Raw genomic sequence first — 19726 nt, 5'->3', positions numbered from 1 at the left:
GTGCTCTTGGTATGGCGTTGATCCGGGCTTTGTTTGGCAAAACTTTGCCCGGGCGCACATTTTTGCCACACCCTGGCCAGTTTTTGCTTGAGAATGGATATCATCCTGTGTAGAGTTTTTGCCGTTGCGTACCGGGAGGGTATGCACAAGGGATTGAACTACTGCAAATGATTTGCACAGGGAGCAAGCGCATGTCTTCAAAAGACGGTTCCGTCGCGCCTAAAGAGCGCATCAATATCAAATATGTCCCCGCCACCGGCGATCAGCAGGCTGAAACCGAACTGCCGCTGAAAATGTTCGTGGTTGGTGATTTCAAGGGACAGCCCGAAGAAACCCCCATCGAGGATCGCAAGGCCATTTCCGTCGACAAGAACAACTTCCGTTCTGTCATGAAGGAAGCCGGTCTTACCCTTTCCACTACGGTGTCCAACCAGCTGGATGAAGAAGCCGACGAACTGCCGGTGAACCTGGAATTCCAGACCCTGGACGATTTCTCCCCGGATGGCATTGCCCGTCAGGTGCCTGAGCTGAACAAGCTGATCGAGCTGCGTGAAGCCCTGGTTGCCCTGAAAGGCCCGCTGGGGAATGTACCGTCATTCCGCTCCAAGCTGCAGGAGCTGCTGGACAACGAAGACGCCCGGGGCAAGCTGTTGGCCGAACTGGATCTGGCCACAGAAAAAGCCGAGTAATCCGAAGGCTCGCAATCGAATTCCGACTTTAATCAAAACGTACTGAAGGGATGTAGTATGTCTGATACTGCTGTGCAGCAATCGGCTGCCTCCGAATCTGTAGCAGAAGGGTCCTTGCTGGACCAGGTCATGGCCAACAGCCGTATGGCACCGGCGGACGAGGGCTACGATGTGGCCCGCAAAGGGGTCGCAACATTCATTGCCAACCTGCTGAAAAGCGACGAGAAAGGTCAGCCGGTCAACAAGGCGCTGGTGGACCAGATGGTGGTTGAGCTGGATCGCAAGATCAGCGCCCAGATGGATGAAATCCTGCATGCGCCGAAACTGCAGGAGCTGGAATCCTCCTGGCGCGGCCTGAAACTGATGGTTGATCGCACCGATTTCCGCGAGAACATCAAGGTGGATATCCTCCACGCCACTAAAGCCGAGCTGCTGGAAGATTTCGAATTTGCCCCGGATGTCACCCAGGCTGGTTTTTACAAACACATTTACTCCACCGAATACGGTCAGTTTGGCGGTGAGCCAGTCGGTGCCGTGGTGGGTAACTACGCGTTCACCCCATCCACGCCAGACATGAAGCTGCTGCAGCACGTGTCCTCCGTGGGCGCCATGGCCCACGCGCCATTCCTGTCCTCCGTCGCGCCGTCTTTCTTCGGCGTCGATAGTTACCAGGAACTGCCGGCCATCAAGGAACTGAAAGCGGTTTTCGAAGGGCCGAAATACGCCAAGTGGCGCTCACTGCGTGAATCCGAAGACGCCCGCTACCTGGGGTTGACCTCGCCACGCTTCCTCCTGCGGGTGCCCTACGACCCCACTGAAAACCCGGTGCGTAGCTTCAACTACAAAGAAGATGTGTCCGCCGACCACGAACACTACCTGTGGGGCAACACGGCCTACCTGCTGGCCACGCGCCTGACCGAAAGCTTCGCCAAGTACCGCTGGTGCCCGAACATTATCGGTCCGCAAAGTGGCGGCGCGGTGGAAGACCTGCCAGTACACCTGTTCGAATCCTTTGGCCAGCTGGAAGCCAAGATTCCGACCGAAGTACTGATCACCGACCGCCGCGAATACGAAATGGCCGACGAAGGTTTCATTGCCCTGACCATGCGCAAGGGCAGCGACAACGCTGCGTTCTTCTCCGCCAACTCGGTACAGAAGCCCAAGCAGTTCCCCAACACCAAGGAAGGCAAGGAAGCGGAAACCAACTACAAGTTGGGTACGCAACTGCCTTACATGATGATCGTCAACCGCCTGGCGCACTACATCAAAGTGCTGCAGCGCGAGCAGATCGGCTCCTGGAAAGAGCGTCAGGACCTTGAGCGGGAACTGAACACCTGGATTCGCCAGTACGTCGCCGACCAGGAAAACCCGCCGGCGGACGTCCGCAGCCGTCGCCCGCTGCGCGCAGCCCAGGTCACCGTATCCGACGTCGAGGGCGATCCGGGCTGGTACCAGGTATCCCTGGCGGTTCGGCCCCACTTCAAGTACATGGGCGCCAACTTCGAACTGTCACTGGTTGGCCGACTGGACAAGGATTGATCCGTGTTCAATCACCCGGCCAGCGACGGATCGCAGGCCAGCAGCGGCAGCCTGTTCGAACGATTGGAACAGGCAGCTGCGCCGGCTGGTCAGAGCATGGGCGAAATCACCCACGTTGTTGAATCCATCAAGCGCCACCTGGTTCGCCTGCTGAATGCCCACCCGGGCAACAGCGCCAGCGTGCCGGATCTGGGGTTGCTGGATTTCAATGACGCCACGCTCGGCACTCACGATTTGAGCGTTCAGATCCGCGGCGCGATCCGACAGTGCATTGAGAAGTTTGAACCCAGGGTGAAGCGCGTGGATGTCGTTAACCTGCCGCAGGGGCCAGACCCCTTGCAGTTGCGGTTTCAGGTGACGGTCTACCTTCGCGTTGGTTCGGAAGACGATAAGACGACTATCGACTTGTTATTGGATGACAAGCGCTACTATCGAGTGATGTAGCGGGCAAGGATGAGAGGGGGAGGGGGATGCTTTTCTGGCGGGTATAAAGGTGTCTGAGCGCAGCGAGTTCTTTTTCCCGGAAGAAAAGCATCCCCCTTCCCTTCGGACCCAGACTGGTGCAGTAGTTATGAAGTTGAACCGATTCTACAGGGACGAGTTGAGTTTTCTCAGGCTCCAGGGCCGGGAATTCGCGGACGCCCATCCGCAGCTGACACGGTTTCTGTCGGAGCAGAGCACCGATCCGGATGTTGAACGGCTGCTGGAGGGCTTTGCCTTTCTCACCGGAAAACTCCGCGAAAAAGTCGAGGACGAGTTTCCGGAAATCACCCATTCGCTGCTGAACATGCTGTGGCCGAACTACCTGCGGCCCGTGCCCAGTTGCACCATCATGCGGTTTGATCCGCAGTTGCATGCCATCAGCGAACGCCAGCGGGTAGACCGGCATACAGAGATCAAAAGCCGGCCGCTGGGCGATGCCACACGCCAGACCCAATGCCGGTTCCGAACCTGCCGGGCAGTGGACGTGTTTCCGGTCAGCGTAGCAAACGCCCATGCCGAGCATTCCCGGGAAGTGTCGTCCGTGACCGTGGATCTGGCGTTACATACGGATCAGCCACTGTCATCCCTGGGTATGGACAGCCTGCGGTTCTACCTGGGCGGCGAGAGCCATATCGCGGAAACCCTGTACCTGTGGCTGAACCATTACCTGGAACGGATTGAACTGGTTGTGGGGGAGTCGGTATATCGCCTGCCCGCGACCATGTTGCAGCCAGTTGGGTTCGGGAATGACGAAGCGTTATTGCCGTATCCCAAGAATGCCTACTCCGGTTACCGGATTCTGCAGGAATACCTGAGTTTCCCCGAGGCCTTCCGCTTTGTGGATATTCACGGACTGCGTCAGCGGTTACCGGCGGTGCAGGCGGACGAGATCAGCCTGCGATTTCATTTCAGCCGCATCCTGCCGCCGGACGCCAAAGTGCGGGAAGAAAATTTCCAGCTGTACTGCACGCCGGCAGTGAACCTGTTCAGCCACGAAGCTGAGCCGGTGGATCTCAACGGGCGGCAGACGGAATACCGGGTTTCACCATCGAGCCGGTCGCCGGACCACTACGAAGTCTTCAGCATTGAGCAGGTGGAGGGCTGGCTGGAAGGCCGCTCCGGACGTGGCGAGCCGCGTATATACACCGCATTCGAGAGCTTTCAGCACGAAGTGGAGCGGGATCGTGGCCGCACCGCGCTGTATTACCGGGTGCGGGCGCGGGACAGTGTCCGCGGTGATGGCTTCGATCATTACATGTCGTTTGTGCGGGGCGATGAGTCCGAATGCATGAGCCGGCAGGAAGCGATTTCCCTGACCCTGACCTGCACCAACCGCCAGTTGCCGAGCCAGCTGGCGGTGGGGGAAATCTGCATGGCGACGGAGAGCACGCCGGCCTTCGCCACCTTCAGCAACATTACCCGGCCAACCGCCACCCTGCGGCCGACGCTGGATGGCAGTTTGCTGTGGACACTGATTTCCAACCTGTCACTGAACTACCTGTCCATGCTGGATGTGGATGCCCTGCGCACGGTGCTGCGGGTGTATGACTTCCGCGCGCTGGTGGATCGCCAGGCCGAGCGGGTGTCCCAGAAGCGGCTGGCCGGCATTGCGGGCATCGAAACCTCCCCGGTGGATCGCATGGTGCGGGGCTTGCCGGTGCGGGGGATTCGGTCGGTACTGAAACTGGACCAGACAGCGTTTGCCTCGGAAGGTGACCTGTACCTGTTTGGTACGGTTCTGAGCCAGTTTTTTGCGCTATACGCGAGCATTAACGCCTTTCACCAACTGGAAGTGGTGAATACAGACAATCAGGAACGGTACACATGGACGTTACAGCAAGGTCAGCAGCCGCTGATGTAGCCGAGCTGCAGCCGGTTCTGGGCAATGCACGGCGCTACAGTTTCTTTCAATTGGTGGATCTGATTCACCGGCATCATGGGGATGACCTGGAGCGGTCCCAGGACGACCAGCCCCGGCGTGAGCGTATCCGCTTTTCGGCATCGGCCGGGTTGGGGTTCCCGGGCAGTGATGTGGTGCAGGCGTTCTCTCCGGAGCACGAGCATGCGCCCTATCAGATGGAAGTCAGTTTCCTGGGACTGCACGGATCGCAGTCGCCATTGCCTGGTTACTACCTGGAGGATCTGGCCTGGGAGGCGGGGCAGGAGCTGGGAATTCGTCGTCACTTCCTGGACTTTTTCAATCACCGGCTGGTGACCCTGTTTCATCGGGCCTGGCGCAAGTATCGGTATTACGTGCGCTTCCGGCCCGGGGCGTCGGACGGTTTTTCCGATCATATTTTCGCCCTGGTGGGCCTGGGTGACAGTCGCTTAAGAGACGCGACACCGGTGAACTGGTCGAAGATGCTGGCCTACGCCGGATTGATGGCGGGTCGCAGTCGTTCTCCGGAAGTGGTCAGTGGCATTGTTGCCCACTGTTTTGATCTGGATGACGTCAGTATCGAGCAGTGGGTGTTACGCCGTGTGGCCATCCCCGACGATCAGCAAACCCAGGTGGGGCTGGCGAACGCAACCCTGGGGCACGACACACTGGTGGGTAACGGCATCCGTGATCGCAGTGGCAAATTCATTCTGCGTGTCCGCAACCTGGATCGTCAGCGCTTTGCCGACTTCCTGCCCAACGGCAAGGATCACCAGCGGCTGTTGAAGCTGGTCGAATTCACCACGCGGGAGCAACTGGCTTACGACCTGGAACTGCAGATGCGGCCGAAAGATGTAAAGCCAATGCAAACGGGGGCGGAAGTACGGCTGGGCTGGAATTCGTTTCTGACGCCGGACAAGGCACGCACGTTACCCGCTGTGCGACTCCAGATTCGCCGCTGAGACAACGACAAGGAAATCGGACATGGACGAACGTCAGTCACTGACACTGAAAATCAGCAATCCCACTACTGTCGGCAGCGGCTTGCTGCCAGAGCATGTATTCACCATGGCGGGAGGTTCCATTGGTACGGCGGAGAACGATACCTGGAAACTGTCGTCCCATCGCACCGGAGCCATGGCGGGACACGCCGAAGTGCGATTTATCGACGGTGACTTCTGCCTCATTGATCGCAGTGGTTGCACCTATGTCAACAGCGCCAGCCAACCCATCGGTCGTGGTCGTCGTGCGCGACTGAAAAGCGGTGACACCATAACCATTGGTCGTTACGAGATCCGTGCTGAGCTGGTCCGTGGACCTCAACCCGGCTCCAGCTCAATGCCGGAAGAAAGCGATGCTGACCATACCCTGGTCAATGTCGAAGAAAGCCGGCTGGTTAGAGGTGAGGGCAGTGAGCTGGCAACGGATCTTATGGCGAGTAAACCCGAGTGGTTTGCCGCCGAAGGCGAGGTCAGCGATGAGTATCGGGAACATCGTGATGTCGCGGTCGGACTGCCGGTCAGACAAGGAGATCAGGTCAGCATGTCAGGACAACGACCCCGTAAAACCCGGCAGAAATCTGACGACCACAGTCGCCAGCACATCAGCGGCGCACCACTGCTCAAGGGCATGGAGTCCGAGCTGGACTTTGCTGACAGCGACGAGATGCGGCTGTTCCTGGAAGAGGCCGGGCAGACGCTGAAAGCCACGGTGGAGGGCCTGCTGGCACTTCACAAGGGCGAGGACAGTCGCCATCAGGCGCTGCGTACCCGGCTGCAGCCCATCGAGGACAATCCGCTGCGCCTGGGCCAGAGCTACGAGGAGTCGATCCAGACCCTGTTTGCCAACCAGCGCAGCCCTGTTCACCTGTCTGCACCCGCGGCAGTGAGCGAGAGCCTGGAAAGCCTGCGTCACCACCAGGTTGCGACCAGCGAGGCTATCCGCGAAGCGTTGGATGCCATTCTACATGCCTTTTCCCCGGAGGCCTTGTTGCGCCGTTTTCACGGTTACCGTCGCGGGTTACAGCAGCATGAAGACGAGGGGCGCTGGGCCTGGGACATGTACCAGCATTATTACCGTGAACTGAAATCCAGTCGTCAGCAGGGCTTCGAGCGTCTCTTTCAGGAGGTGTTCGAGCAGGCTTACGACCAGCACTTGCGTCAACTACAGAGGGAGAATCTGTCGTGAAATACAGTAAAGGGATATTACTGGCCGTTGTCTTTGCGATGGTGGGCTGCAGCACGCCCTACAACGCGGTCTCGAAAACCGCCAAGGTGCTGTGGGATCCGGATATTCCCGTGGGGTATCCGGAGGATCTGCCCAGCCGCGTGGATCTCACCATGCTGGCAGAGCCGGGCGTGAATCCGAACGAATCGCTGGCGCCCACTCCGATTGCTTTCCAGGTGATAGAAATGCGGGACAGCTCCATGCTGATGGCCGGGGATTTCGACCAGCTGCTGAGTGATCTGGAGGACTCTCTTGGCCAGAACTATATCGACCATGATGACTACTCTCTGGTGCCGGGGCAGTTTCGCTTTGTCGAACCCTTCGAGATCAGCGAGGACACTCGTTTTATCGGCATCATTGCGTTCTATGCCTATCCCAACCTGTCCCAGTGGAAGAAAGTGGTGAAAGTGGATCCCATTGGTGGTCGCTATCACCTGCTGGTCAACCTGCGCGAGCGGGAAGTTCAACTCAGAAGATCGGATGAATCCTGATGGCTGTCACGAATCGAGTGGTCTGGAGTGATGGGTTGTTCATCAAGCCGCAGCACTTCCAGCAACAACAACGGTACCTGGAACACCAGATCAACGAACGGGCCCTGGCGATTTCGGATTACCTGTACGGCTTTGGCGATCTGGAGCTGAATGCAGAATACCTGAGCTTTGGACGCATCGGCCTGGTGCATGCCAGCGGGGTCTTCCCGGACGGAACCCGCTTTAGCCTGCCACAGGATGATGTGATGCCCGAGCCACTGGAAATCACTGATGCCTCGGTGGCCAACCAGGTGGTTTTTCTGGCATTACCCCTGAGCAGCGATTCGCTGGCGGAAGTGGAATGGCCGGACGCACCTGTTTCGGGTCGGTTTCGCGCCCACGCCGAGGAAGTCCGGGACCTGCACTCCATTGACGGAGACGCTCACGCCATTGATGTGGCCCGGGTGGCACCACGCCTGATGCTGGAGCATGAGGACCGCAGCGCCTACGCGGCCCTGGCTATTGGCCGGATCCTGGAGAAGCGTCCAGACGGCAGCCTGGTGATGGACCCCAACTTCATGCCCACCATGCTCAGTGTGCGTGCAGCCCCGCGGCTGCAGCGTTTTGTCGGCGAGATGGCCGGACTGATGAAGGAGCGGGCGAGGAATATTGCCGAACGGGTGGGTGCACCGGGGCAAGGTGGCGTCGCCGATGTGGCGGATTTCATGCTGTTGCAGATGCTCAACCGGGCCCACCCGCGCTTCATGCATCTGGCACGGCTTCGACAGCTCCACCCCGAGCGTCTTTACGAGGCCTTGTTGGAACTGTGCGGAGAGCTGGTGACCTTCACCGATGAAAACCGACTGCCCCGGGAACACACGCCCTACGATCATGATCTGCCGGAAGCGTCGTTCACGCCGCTGATGCAGGTACTTAGGCAGTCCCTGAGCACCGTACTGGAGCCACGGGCGCTGGCAATCCAGTTGCAGGAGCGGCAGTACGGCCTGACGGTAGCGCCGCTTCAGGATGCCCAGTTACTCGACAGTGCGGAGTTCATCCTTGCGGTGAAAGCGGACATGCCCCTGGACGATCTGCGCAAGCAGTTCACCCAACAGTGCAAGGTGGCATCGGTGGAGAAGATCCGCGATCTGATCAGCCTGCAGTTGCCGGGCATCCCGCTATCAGCCCTGCCGGTGGCGCCGCGTCAACTGCCTTACCACGCCGGTTTTGTGTATTTCCGTCTGGACGACCAGAGCCAGGCCTGGCAGATGCTCGACAACGCCAGCGGTTTCGCCTTCCACGTGGCCGGCAGCTTCCCGGGTATGGAAATGCAGTTCTGGGCAATCAGGAGCTAAATCATGGCAAATGCACCGGTGATGGATTCACCCAATGGCAACATGGAAACCAATGGCAGTGCGTTCAGTGACCTGATGTTTGCGGACGGTAGCGACAATGGTCGCGCCGTCAGCCAGGGATTTGCCAACGAGCAATTTCAGCTTCGTGGCCTGGAGGACAATCGTCTGATCGATGCCGCCACGCCGCTGCTGGGCCTGGTCATCCGGGTACGGCGGCTGGCGGATTTCCGGGAAGTGGAGACGCTATACCGGCAGGTGGTGGACGAAGTGGCTGCCATCGACCGTGAGCTGGTGGAGCAGGGCTATGAGCGTCCGACGGTGGTGGCTTATCGCTACGTGCTTTGCGCCTTTATCGATGAGGCGGTGCTGGGCACGGACTGGGGGGCACACAGTGTGTGGTCCCAGCATTCCCTGCTGTCCCGGTTCCACAACGAGACCTGGGGTGGTGAAAAGGTCTTCGCCATTCTCTCTCGCATGGAGCAGGAACCGGCGCGTTACCGGGACATGCTGGCATTTATCTACCTGTGCCTGTGCCTGGGGTTTGAGGGTCGATACAAGGTCATGACCAATGGTCGTCAGGAATACGAGGACATCATCCGTGGTCTCCACGAGCAGCTGAAAAGCCTGCGGGATGACGATCAGGCGCCGCTACTGGCCGATGCCCTGACCAACGTGCCCCCAACCCGCAACCGCCTGCGCAGCGGCTTGCCGATCTGGGGGATTGGTGGCCTGTTCGTGCTGGCCATGGCGGGCATTTATTCTCTCTACAATACGGCGCTGAACGAACGCATCAGGGATGTGCTCAGCGTACTGGAACAACTACCGAAATAAGGACATCACTGTGATTCGGGTAGAACTGCCGGCGCTGATCGGGCGCCTCAACGATATTTGCCGCCAGGGACTGGAATCCTCCGCGGCCCTTTGTATCAGCCGCCAGGGTGCGGAAATCACTCCGGCCCACCTGCTGTTCAAGCTGCTGGAGACGCCGTTCTCCGATGTACGCCAGATTCTGGAGTACACCGGCATCAACCACCAGGAATTTCAGCCCCTGGTGGGCGACAGCCTCAATGGTGAGCCCCAGACCGCCGAGCCGTATCCATCGTTTTCGCCGCTGCTGGTGGACTTACTGCAGGACGCCTGGTTGCTGGCCTCTACCGAACTGGGCCATCGGGAATTGCGTTCCGGCGCCATTTTCCTCGCCCTGCTGCTGAACGCGGACCGTTACCTGATGCCGAGGGTCAGCCAGCAACTGCGGGACATCAACCGCGAACAACTGCGTCGTCAGTTCGATGCCATGACCGCCGGCTCCGCCGAACGGCCGGAACTGGAACAGGACGATGGCAAGGCATCGCTGGCGGAGACAGATATGGACCCGCTCAAGCGTTACGCCACCGACTTCACCGCGCTGGCTCGGGGTGAGAAGCTGGACCCGGTGGTGTGCCGCGATGCGGAAATTGACCAGATGATCGACATCCTCTGCCGTCGCCGCAAAAACAACCCCATCGTGGTGGGCGATGCCGGTGTTGGCAAAAGCGCCGTGGTAGAAGGCCTGGCCCTACGCATCGTTAACGGCGATGTGCCCGAGCGCCTGACCGGCGTGGAACTGTGGACCCTCGACATGGGCGCGCTGCAGGCCGGCGCCTCGGTCAAAGGCGAATTCGAGAAACGCCTGAAAGGCGTGATCGAAGCGGTGAAAGGCTCCGCCACCCCGATCATCCTGTTCATCGACGAAGCCCATACCCTGATTGGAGCCGGCAACAGCGAAGGCGGTTCCGATGCTGCCAACCTGCTTAAACCGGCCCTGGCTCGGGGCGAGCTGCGGACCATCGCAGCGACCACCTGGCGAGAGTACAAGAAATACTTCGAGAAAGACCCGGCCCTCAGTCGCCGCTTCCAGCCGGTGGCTCTGGACGAACCCAGTCCCGCCCGGGCGGTTCATATCCTCCGTGGCCTGCGCACCGTCTATGAAAAGGCCCACCGGGTACTGATCGCCGACAGCGCCCTCAAAGCCGCTTCCGAAATGTCCGCCCGCTACCTCGCCGGCCGCCAGTTACCGGACAAGGCCATCGACGTGCTGGACACCGCCTGCGCCCGGGTCAGCCTGAATTTGAGCACCCCACCGCGTCGGCTCAGCCACGTCCGCAGCGAACTGCATCAGCTCTCCATGGAGCAGGACCTGCTTAGCCGCGAACACACCCTGGGCCAGAACGTGGACGCCGAGCGCGAAAGCGAACTGGATGCCCGTATCGCCACACTGAACGAAGAAGCGGCCGAGCTGGAACAAAGCTGGAATGACCAGCGGGATCTGGTCACCCAGTTGGTGGACATCCGCGAACAGCTGCTGAACGGCGACGACACTGTGGAAGAAAGGACGGATGAGCAGCCTGAAGCCAGCAACGAAGAGCGCCCGGACCTGAAAAGCGAAGCCGCCGCCATCGAACAGGAACTGGCGGAACTGCAGGCCGACGAACCGCTCGTCCACGCCCGCGTAGATGCCCGCCAGGTGGCCGAAGTCATCGCCGACTGGACCGGCATCCCGGTCAACCGCATGACCACCGACGAACTGGAAAAAATCACCCACTTGCCGGCCTACCTGCAGGAACACATCAAAGGCCAGGACACCGCCATCGACTGCCTGCACCAGCACCTGCTCACCGCCCGCGCCGACCTCCGTCGCCCGGGCCGCCCCATGGGCGCGTTCCTGCTGGTTGGCCCCAGCGGTGTGGGCAAAACCGAAACCGTGGTGCAACTGTCCGAACTGCTCTATGGCGGCCGTCAGTTCCTTACCACCATCAACATGTCCGAATACCAGGAGAAACACACCGTCTCCCGCCTGATCGGTTCACCTCCCGGGTACGTCGGCTTTGGCGAAGGCGGTATCCTCACCGAAGCCATCCGCCAGAAACCCTACTCCGTGGTGCTGCTCGACGAAGTCGAAAAAGCCCATCCGGAAGTCCTCAACCTGTTCTACCAGGCCTTCGACAAAGGCGAACTGGCCGACGGCGAAGGCCGGTCGATCGACTGCAAAAACGTGGTGTTCTTCCTCACCTCCAACCTCGGCTACCAGACCATCGTCAACCATGCCGAAGAACCGGAAAAAATCGAAGAAGCCCTCTATCCGGAACTGGCCGACTTCTTCAAACCGGCGCTGTTGGCCCGCATGGAAGTGGTGCCTTATCTGCCGCTGGGCGAAGACACCCTTAACCGCATCGTTGGCGACAAACTCGAGCGCCTAGCGGACCAGATCAAAAGCCGCTACCACACCGAAGTGGTGCTGGAAGACGGCCTGGTGGAAGCCATCCGCAGCCGTGCAACCCGAAGCGAGAACGGCGCTAGGATGCTGGAGTCGATCATCGAAGGTGAGTTGTTGCCACCGGTATCGCTGGCGTTGTTGGAAAAGCTGGCGGCGAGGGAGCCGGTGACCAAAGTCACTCTGAGTGTGAACGACAACAAATTCACAGGAACCGTCGCCTAGCACAGGCATCCCTGAGTCGTAGCGCACCGTGGGGTCAAGCTTTCCAAAACCCTGCGGAGCCATGGATGGCGGAGCGGAGCCTACAAGGATGTATTCACAGCGTGTTTTGGAAAGCCGCCCCGCAGGCTGCGCGGTCGGCGAACTCCATAGCAACCCGATAGGGAATAAAAAAATGGGACGGATGCAGACGGAACTGCACACCGGCATCGACATGGCGGTGGCACTGATCCGACAGGACAACCTGCCGGCGTTGCTGAAAACCGCCACCAGACAGCTGGAAAACGCCTTCGGCCTCACCCGCTGCTGGGCACTGGAACTCGACCTTAGCGGTCGCACCCTCCATTGCGCCGAACTGGCGTCACTGGGCGAATTCGACTGCAGCGATTTCAGCCACCCCTTCGCCCACGTACTGCAAAGCGGCAAACCCCGGGAAGTGAGCCGGGCTGCCAGCTACCGCCTCGACCACAGCGGTTTTCAGGCCCTGTTCGAAGCCAGTAATCGCCCACGCTCCTTCTGGCTCGAACCCATCAGCGGTGAAGACGGTCGCACCCTGGGTATGCTTGCGCTTTGCCGCGACGAGCCTGAATGGGACGGTATCACCGGTATGCCCCTGTACCAGGGCCTCAAGCAACTGCTCACCCACCAATGGGTCAGCCAGCTCCAGAACCGCGACCAGGTTTGGCAGCGGCGCCTCCTCAAACGTTCGCTGGACCATCTCCACGATGCCGAAACTGTGCGCCGCCGCTGCGAACAGCTGTCTGGTAGCCTGGTGGGTGGCTCCGCCGACATGGTCAACTTGCGGTCACAAATCATCCGCGCCGCAGGTAGTCAGCTTTCGGTGCTGGTGCAAGGCGAAACCGGCTGCGGCAAGGATCTGGTTGCCAAGGGCATCCACGAATTCTCCGACCGGGCTGACGGTCCCCTGGTGGTCGTCAATTGCGCCGCCATTCCAGAAACCTTGCTGGAAAGCGAACTGTTCGGCCACACCAAAGGCGCGTTCTCCGGTGCTGACAAGACTAAAGAAGGCCTGTTGGCGCAGGCCAATGGCGGCACCCTGTTTCTGGATGAGATTGGCGACATGCCCATGGCGCTTCAGTCCAAACTGCTGCGGGTATTGGAGAGCCGGCAGTTCCGGCCGCTGGGCGCCCAGCAGGAACAGCACTCCGATTTTCGTCTGGTGGCGGCGACCCACCAGCCATTGCAAAAAGGAATCGAAGACGGGGGCTTTCGCCGCGACCTGTTCTACCGCCTGAGCCAGTTTCCCCTTCGGGTTACCCCGCTTCGTGACCGGCCGGAAGACCTGGAACCGCTGTGCCGGCACTTTATTTCCCTGTACCAGCAGCGGGAAGGCGCCGGACCCATGGGCATCAGCAGTCACGCGCTCCACACCCTCTCAGGATATGCCTTCCCGGGCAACGTCCGAGAATTGAAGAATATTCTGGAGTTCGCCTGCCTGCAGACACCGGTTGACGATGACATTCAGCCGGAGGTATTGCGCCTGGACGACCTGTTCTCCGACCAGCAAAGCCCGATTTCCGGGGAGGCGGTGCCAGCCACTCTGCCTGGGGGCCCTGTGGCCGGTGAAATCCGTGATCTTAAAGCGGCCGCACAGGCCTTCGAAGCGGCGGTGATCCGCGAACGACTGCAACAGTATGACGGCAATCGCGCTCAGGCGGCTGAAAGTCTGGGTTTGCCAAAGCGCACGCTGGCCCATAAATGCCTTAAATATCAGGTGGCTGAATAATGATAACGGTTCGTTCTCCAAACCTGTGCTGTTGGCTGGCCATGACACTGTTCGCTGGCGGGCTTGCACCAGTTGAGGCCAGCCAGCTTGACGACGCCCGGGAATGTACCCGGGAACCACAGCGGCTCGAACGCCTTGCCTGTTTTGACTCGGTATTCGGCACGCCCCTGAAGGCGGCGAGTGTCACCGGCATACCTGAAGCCAGCCGACCAGAGCGATGGCTTCAGGCGTATGCCCAGGAACAGGCGAGGGAGCCTGGTGACGGTCCGCTGTACCGGGAAACCGGGGAACGCGCCGGGCAACTGGTCACGCTTGGTGCGCTGGGCAGCCATCCACCGCGCCCGATCCTGGTCTTGCAGTGTCATAACAACATCACCGAGCTTTCCCTGATGTTGCCCGCGGCACTGGAGGCCGAACGGGTAAGTATCGGCTTTGGCGCGCAACGGGATGCGTGGCGGGTACGGGACAACGGCTTCGTTGTCAGTAGCGGTCGCGGCCTGCCGGCTATCCGGGTTGCCAAGTCGCTGCTGGGTCGGGCAGATGCCCGGATCAGCTCTTCCCATGACGCGCTGGATGGCCTGATGTTCGACCTTGACGGCTTTCGCGACGCCATCCAGCCGTTGCGCTCCGAGTGTGGTTGGTAACTGAACTGGAAACGATCGAAAGGCAGATTCGAATGCAGGTTGTTGAACAACATCCTTATGTGGAACAGGTGCTGGAAACGCTCGGTGGCGAGTCCGACATGGGTGAATCACTGGTCGACGATGACACCCTTGAGTTTCTGGAAGACGAGATCAGGAAGGTGGGCTCCCTTGCTCACAATGAGATCGACTGGAGCAAGGTTGAAAGTGAGTCTCTCAGACTGCTGTCGGACCGCAGCAAGGATCTGAAAGTACTGGGGTTTCTTCTTCTGAGTCTACAGCGGGGCGGCGATGGCGAGCGTTACGCGCTCTCCCTGTTCCTGCTGCATCAGGTACTCGACTCCTGGTGGGCGCAGGCCTGGCCTTATCCGGGTGACAAGGGTAAGCGGGCGCGCAGAATGATGTTTACCCAGATGCTTCAGCGTGCCGTCAAGGAAGTGGATTCACTGAGGTTTGATCGTGAGGTGGGGGACGGCCGCCGTTATTGCCTCAAGATGATCGACAACCTGATTACCCAGGCCAGGGATCGGGAACTGGCGGATGACGGGTTACACGAGATTAAGCGCGCCGTAGAAAAATTACCGGCTGACCCGGAGCCGGCCGTTACCGGGGAGCAGCCGTCGGCAAAGCCGGACACCCGCACTGCGACGACACCCATCAATACTGCACGACAGGCCTCTTTGGGGGAGCTGACCCTGGATTCCGCCAACGAACGGGCGACCCGACAGAGCCTGTTGAAGGTAGCAGACTTGCTGGTGGAATCCGAACCGGAGACTCCCCTGGGCTACCAGCTACGCCGTTACGCCATCTGGCAGGGGATTACCTCAGTACCGCCTTCCCGTGACGGGGTAAAAACCGACCTTGCAGCGGTGAGTGCCGACCGGGTTGCCGAGTACCGCGAGGCGTTGGAGAAAGCCCCGGATATGGAGCTATGGAAGCGGATTGAGCAAAGCCTGTCGGTTAGCCCGTTCTGGCTCGATGGCCACTGGCTCAGCGCGGGCGCGGCCGAGGCGCTTGGTTATGGCCCCTGTGCCGAGGCGATTCGGGAATCCGTTCTGGGTTTTGTCGAACGGTTGCCGCAGTTGGCGGATATGACGTTTAACGACGGCACGCCGTTTCTATGCGCGGAAGCGAACGACTGGATGCAGACGACTCCGGCGAAGGCAGGCGTTGCCGGCGGTGCCAGCCCCTGGGATCAGGCCTACGAACAGGCACGGGAGTTGGCCGACCAAAAGGGCCTGGTTAAGGCAATGCAATTGATGGAAGACGGTCTGGCCAGCGCTCGGGAACCACGGGATCGCTTCTATTGGCGGCTGGCCAGTGCCCGCCTGATGAAGGACAGCGGGCTGAAGACCCTTGCCGGCCAGCAGATCCAGGATCTGCACCAGCAGACCCGGGGCCTGGCCCTGGAAGACTGGGAACCCGGGCTGGTTTCGAAACTGGAAAAACTGGTTTAACGCGACGTTTTCAGACATCACACAGACATCTCAATTTCAGGAATGGACGCCATGTGGAGACAAGCATTACTCATCGGTCGAAGGATTCTTCCGTACCTGCGCAGCGCTGCGCCAATTACTCTGGCGCTGGGGGTCATTGTATTGTTGGGCGCCACCTGGTGGCTCGGACCTCGGCTGGAAATTGACGGTGAATACCCGTTGGCTGCCTGGCAGATGCGCGCACTGGTGACCCTTGGGGTGGTGCTGATGGTGGCCATGGTATGGGCCACGTTGCTGGCGCGGCGGTTGGGCAAGATCAATGCCGCCAAGGCGGATGAGCAACAGGAACAGGAAGATCCCATCCTGCCACTGGAGCGGCGGCAGACACGCCTGCTGGATCGTCAGTTACAGGCTCTCAAAAGCAACCTGCCGGGACGTAAGGGGCTGTATCGCCTGCCGTGGTATCTGGTTATGGGGCTGGAGGATGCCGGCAAGACCAGTCTGATTCAACGTTCGGGCCAGACCTATACCCTGACCAATGTGACCCGACATCCGCAGTCGGATCGCAACCCGTTTGGATTTGAGTGGTGGATTGGTGACCATGGTGTTCTGATTGATCCTGATGGTGAATTGCTGCGTCAGAATGACGGGCAGGGGGCGAGCCATGAAATCCAGCGACGGTTGTGGCAGCACTTTATCCAGTGGCTGGAGAAAAACCGGCCCCAGCGCCCACTCAATGGCGTGGTCCTGACCATTGATCTTGCCAGCCTGAGTACCGGCAGCGACCAACAGCGGCAGGCGCAGGCCATACTTTTGCGCACCCGACTGCGGGAGTTGATGGAACAGCTCGGTTCGCGGTTGCCGGTGTATGTCAGCTTTACCAAGATGGACTTGCTCTACGGCTTCGGTCCGTTCATGAAAACCCTCACCAAGTCGGAGAGGGAGCAGCCCCTTGGGTTTACCTTTCCCCTGGAAGCCCTTCTGGAGGGGGATGACTGGTTGGCGGACTTCTCGGAACGTTTTGCCGGCCTGGTGGAGCAACTGAATGCGCGGCTCCCGGACGTGCTTGCGGTCACCCGTGATGCCGAAGAGCGGACATCGGTCTATTCCTTTACCCGGCAACTGGCAGGTCTGAAGCCGGTTCTGGAACAGTTCCTGGCAGACCTGCTGTCAGAGGATGCGTTTTCAACACCGGCGCTGGTGCGTGGCACCTACTTTACCTCGGTGATTCAGGAAGGTGTGCCGGAGGACGCGTTTGTGCCCGCCGCCGCCGCCAATTACCAGCTCTCAGGCCCGATTCAGCCGGCCCAACGCAACGGCCAGTCGACCAGCCTGTTTACCCAGGGCCTGTTCCCGGATGTTATCTACCGGGAGTCCGGGCTGGCCGGTGATAACCGCAAGGTCGTCCGCAGCCGTCAACGCCGGGTAGCTGTTGCCGCCGTGGTAGCGGTTGCGGCTGGTCTGGGTATGACCGCCGGCTGGCAACATTACTTCATCAAAAACGCGGAAGCGGCCACGGCTGTTGAACAGCGGGTGCGCAGCTTTATCAATAACTGGCGTCCGGTCGGCTATGAGCCGGACACCACCGGCAGTAACCTGCTGGAGCCGTTGGATGAGCTACGTGAAGCGACACTCGCGTTCGGGGATTACCGGCAGAGCTGGCCGCTGTTCGACGATATGGGGCTGTATCAGGGCCAGCGGGTAGGTCCGGAAGTGGAAGCGTCCTACCTGGACATGCTGGCTTATCAGTACCTCCCGACCTTGATGCTCGGTGTTATGGGCGAAATGAGCCGGGCGCCGGATAACAGCCCGGAGCGACTGGACCACCTCCGGGTGCTGCGCATGTTGTACGACGCCAGTGGCCGTCGGGTCGATATCGTGACGGACTATATGGCCAGTTACTGGCAGCAACGGTTCCCGGGGCAGGCAGACAGGCAGCAACGGCTGCGCCGCCATCTGGATTACGCCCTGGCCCACACCGACCTAGCGGAGCAGGTCCGTCAGGGCGATGTGACCGCCGACATGGCACTGGCACCTTTCCGCAGTAGCGTTCAATGGGCTCAGCATGAGCTGGGTCGCATTCCCACCACTGATCGGGTGTACGACGACCTGGAGAAGGAGGCCGCCCGGGAGTTCGGCTCGCCGCTGGATCTGGCGAGGGAATCTGGCCCTGCGTTCAGCACCGTATTCACCAAACTCGACGAGCGTGGTGAGCCTTTGCAGGAAGAAAGTCTGGAAGAGGATCCGCTGGTGATTCCCTCGCTGCTGACCCGGGACGGACTGAACGGTTGGTTCCTGCGCAAATCCGATTCCGTGACCGAACTGGCCCTGGTGGACGCCTGGGTGCTGGGGCGTCGGGACGATGTGGATTTCAGTGAATCCGACGAGGCACAACTGACGGCGGAACTGCAGTCTTTGTATGCCGACCGTTACGCGGATGCCTGGCGCAAGGCCCTGAGCCGGGTGGATGTGCAGAGCTTCAGTGACCTCAATCACGGGGTGCGGGTGCTCGAGAGTCTGACCAGTGGCCATCAGCCCCTGCAGCAGCTGTTTGGACAGGTCACGCACCATACGAGATTGGTGCCGGAGGTGAGTGATGAGGAAGACCCCGGTGCGGTAGCAGCCCGCAAGGTCCTGGAGCAATCCTCCCACTTCGCCATGATCCAGGAAATTGACCGCCAGTTTGCTGAGCTCAACCACCTGAACCAGGAGCAGGGCGATAACCCTTCTGGTATGGAACAGCTGATGGGCGTGATCGGTGACCTGCATGAATACATGCGGGGCATTCAGGAAGCGCCGGATCGTGGCAAGGCAGCCTTGCAGGCCGCCCGTGCCCGGATGGGATTGCAAGGCGCCGATCCGATATTCACACTGCAGCGACTGGCATCGAATCAGCCGGCGCCGCTGAACCGGATGCTGGATAAACTCGCCGCCGAGAGCTGGCGCGTGGTTCTCGATCAGGCCGTCGCGCAACTGGAACGGCAATGGTATCGGGAGGTTTACCAGCCGTTCCAGCGGACCCTGGCACGACATTATCCGTTCAACCCCGGAGCCGGTCGTGATGCGGCCCTGCAAGACTTCGAACGGTTCTTCGCTCCGGAAGGCGTGCTGGACACCTTCTATGCCGATAACCTGAAGCTGTTCCTGGAAGACCATCCGGAACACGTGGCCGGATCACGGCGTGCTGGACTGGTTCGGGCCGACGTCCGGGCGGCACTGGAGAAAGCCCAAACCATACGCAGGGCGTTTTTCACCCGCAGCGGCTCCCTGGATGTGGAGTTCGCACTGGAGCCTCTGAACCTGTCCTCCAATAAGCGTCGCAGTGTGGTGAACGTGGATGGCCAACTGGTGGAATTCAGCCATGGCCCCAGTCAAAGCATACCTCTGGTCTGGCCCAACACTTTGCGTGACAGCGTGGAGAGCCGAGTCACCCTGGTGCCGACCCGGGTGAACCGCTCGCCCCGTAGCCTCTCTGAAAATGGCCCGTGGGCGTTGTTCCGGCTACTCGACAGGGCGGATATCACCGGCGTCAGCGGTAGTGCGGTGGACGTGAAGTTCAATCTGGATGATGGCGAAATGCGTTATCGCCTGCATGCCGCCAGTAATACCAACCCGTTCACACAGGAACTCCTTGCGGGGTACCAGATACCACGCAGTCTGTATTAGACTATGGGCCGCCCTGCGCAGGATCGTGTAGGGCGGCAAGTATTACCGAGCATTTAATTGCACCACATTCTTCAGGGATCGAAGACATGCCCCAGGCAAGCGGACTGCAGTTCACCGCCACCA

General features: G+C 60.1%; 14 protein-coding genes. All 14 read left to right on the top strand.

All coding sequences use genetic code 11. The annotated features are described in order from the left end of the window. The first annotated feature begins 191 nt into the window (after window positions 1-191). The 14 genes from tssB (at window position 192) to tssM (ending at window position 19603) form a co-directional block, all read left to right on the top strand. Window positions 192-689, top strand: a complete 498-nt coding sequence (gene tssB / locus MARLIPOL_RS09605) for a type VI secretion system contractile sheath small subunit (protein WP_012137868.1) — start codon at window positions 192-194, stop codon at window positions 687-689. Window positions 690-746: 57 nt separating this feature from the next. Next, window positions 747-2228 (top strand): type VI secretion system contractile sheath large subunit, encoded by a 1482-nt coding sequence (gene tssC, locus MARLIPOL_RS09600; protein ID WP_012137867.1) that lies wholly within the window; start codon window positions 747-749, stop codon window positions 2226-2228. A gap of 3 nt (window positions 2229-2231) precedes the next feature. Further along, complete coding sequence (gene tssE, locus MARLIPOL_RS09595) at window positions 2232-2672, top strand: type VI secretion system baseplate subunit TssE (RefSeq protein ID WP_012137866.1); 441 nt, start codon at window positions 2232-2234, stop codon at window positions 2670-2672. Window positions 2673-2799: 127 nt separating this feature from the next. Next, on the top strand, window positions 2800-4572 hold the full coding sequence (gene tssF, locus MARLIPOL_RS09590; protein ID WP_012137865.1) for a type VI secretion system baseplate subunit TssF: 1773 nt from the start codon (window positions 2800-2802) through the stop codon (window positions 4570-4572). After that, complete coding sequence (gene tssG / locus MARLIPOL_RS09585) at window positions 4536-5552, top strand: type VI secretion system baseplate subunit TssG (RefSeq protein ID WP_012137864.1); 1017 nt, start codon at window positions 4536-4538, stop codon at window positions 5550-5552. The genes tssF and tssG overlap by 37 nt, the downstream gene beginning before the upstream one ends. A gap of 22 nt (window positions 5553-5574) precedes the next feature. Next, window positions 5575-6777: a type VI secretion system-associated FHA domain protein TagH gene (gene tagH / locus MARLIPOL_RS09580; protein ID WP_012137863.1), complete on the top strand. Its 1203-nt coding sequence runs from the start codon at window positions 5575-5577 to the stop codon at window positions 6775-6777. After that, entirely contained in the window at window positions 6774-7307 is a 534-nt protein-coding gene (tssJ, locus tag MARLIPOL_RS09575; protein WP_012137862.1) for a type VI secretion system lipoprotein TssJ, read from the top strand. Before tagH ends, tssJ begins: the two co-directional genes overlap by 4 nt. After that, on the top strand, window positions 7307-8641 hold the full coding sequence (gene tssK, locus MARLIPOL_RS09570; RefSeq protein ID WP_012137861.1) for a type VI secretion system baseplate subunit TssK: 1335 nt from the start codon (window positions 7307-7309) through the stop codon (window positions 8639-8641). Before tssJ ends, tssK begins: the two co-directional genes overlap by 1 nt. Window positions 8642-8644: 3 nt before the next feature. Next, window positions 8645-9472: a type IVB secretion system protein IcmH/DotU gene (icmH, locus tag MARLIPOL_RS09565; protein WP_012137860.1), complete on the top strand. Its 828-nt coding sequence runs from the start codon at window positions 8645-8647 to the stop codon at window positions 9470-9472. Further along, window positions 9438-12116, top strand: a complete 2679-nt coding sequence (gene tssH / locus MARLIPOL_RS09560) for a type VI secretion system ATPase TssH (protein WP_082446133.1) — start codon at window positions 9438-9440, stop codon at window positions 12114-12116. Before icmH ends, tssH begins: the two co-directional genes overlap by 35 nt. Before the next feature lie 181 nt (window positions 12117-12297). After that, entirely contained in the window at window positions 12298-13860 is a 1563-nt protein-coding gene (locus MARLIPOL_RS09555) for a sigma-54 interaction domain-containing protein (RefSeq protein ID WP_036191347.1), read from the top strand. After that, entirely contained in the window at window positions 13860-14504 is a 645-nt protein-coding gene (vasI, locus tag MARLIPOL_RS09550) for a type VI secretion system-associated protein VasI (RefSeq protein ID WP_012137856.1), read from the top strand. The genes MARLIPOL_RS09555 and vasI overlap by 1 nt, the downstream gene beginning before the upstream one ends. Window positions 14505-14536: 32 nt before the next feature. Then, complete coding sequence (tssA, locus tag MARLIPOL_RS09545; RefSeq protein WP_012137855.1) at window positions 14537-15958, top strand: type VI secretion system protein TssA; 1422 nt, start codon at window positions 14537-14539, stop codon at window positions 15956-15958. Window positions 15959-16000: 42 nt separating this feature from the next. Further along, on the top strand, window positions 16001-19603 hold the full coding sequence (gene tssM, locus MARLIPOL_RS09540; RefSeq protein ID WP_036191219.1) for a type VI secretion system membrane subunit TssM: 3603 nt from the start codon (window positions 16001-16003) through the stop codon (window positions 19601-19603). The last annotated feature ends 123 nt before the right edge of the window (window positions 19604-19726 follow it).

The organism is Marinobacter lipolyticus SM19, from assembly GCF_000397065.2.
GTDB classification, from domain to species: domain Bacteria; phylum Pseudomonadota; class Gammaproteobacteria; order Pseudomonadales; family Oleiphilaceae; genus Marinobacter; species Marinobacter lipolyticus.
Note: the sequence above shows the minus strand (reverse complement) of the source record. Positions and strands in the feature narration are given on the sequence as shown.

Bases quoted from the DNA above. Each gene is read 5' to 3' on its own strand.
- tssF (WP_012137865.1), top strand. From the start codon at position 2,800: ATGAAGTTGAACCGATTCTACAGGGACGAGTTGAGTTTTCTCAGGCTC.
- tssM (WP_036191219.1), top strand. From the start codon at position 16,001: ATGGACGCCATGTGGAGACAAGCATTACTCATCGGTCGAAGGATTCTT.
- tagH (WP_012137863.1), top strand. From the start codon at position 5,575: ATGGACGAACGTCAGTCACTGACACTGAAAATCAGCAATCCCACTACT.
- tssA (WP_012137855.1), top strand. From the start codon at position 14,537: ATGCAGGTTGTTGAACAACATCCTTATGTGGAACAGGTGCTGGAAACG.
- tssC (WP_012137867.1), top strand. From the start codon at position 747: ATGTCTGATACTGCTGTGCAGCAATCGGCTGCCTCCGAATCTGTAGCA.
- vasI (WP_012137856.1), top strand. From the start codon at position 13,860: ATGATAACGGTTCGTTCTCCAAACCTGTGCTGTTGGCTGGCCATGACA.
- tssG (WP_012137864.1), top strand. From the start codon at position 4,536: ATGGACGTTACAGCAAGGTCAGCAGCCGCTGATGTAGCCGAGCTGCAG.
- tssK (WP_012137861.1), top strand. From the start codon at position 7,307: ATGGCTGTCACGAATCGAGTGGTCTGGAGTGATGGGTTGTTCATCAAG.
- icmH (WP_012137860.1), top strand. From the start codon at position 8,645: ATGGCAAATGCACCGGTGATGGATTCACCCAATGGCAACATGGAAACC.
- MARLIPOL_RS09555 (WP_036191347.1), top strand. From the start codon at position 12,298: ATGCAGACGGAACTGCACACCGGCATCGACATGGCGGTGGCACTGATC.
- tssH (WP_082446133.1), top strand. From the start codon at position 9,438: ATGTGCTCAGCGTACTGGAACAACTACCGAAATAAGGACATCACTGTG.
- tssB (WP_012137868.1), top strand. From the start codon at position 192: ATGTCTTCAAAAGACGGTTCCGTCGCGCCTAAAGAGCGCATCAATATC.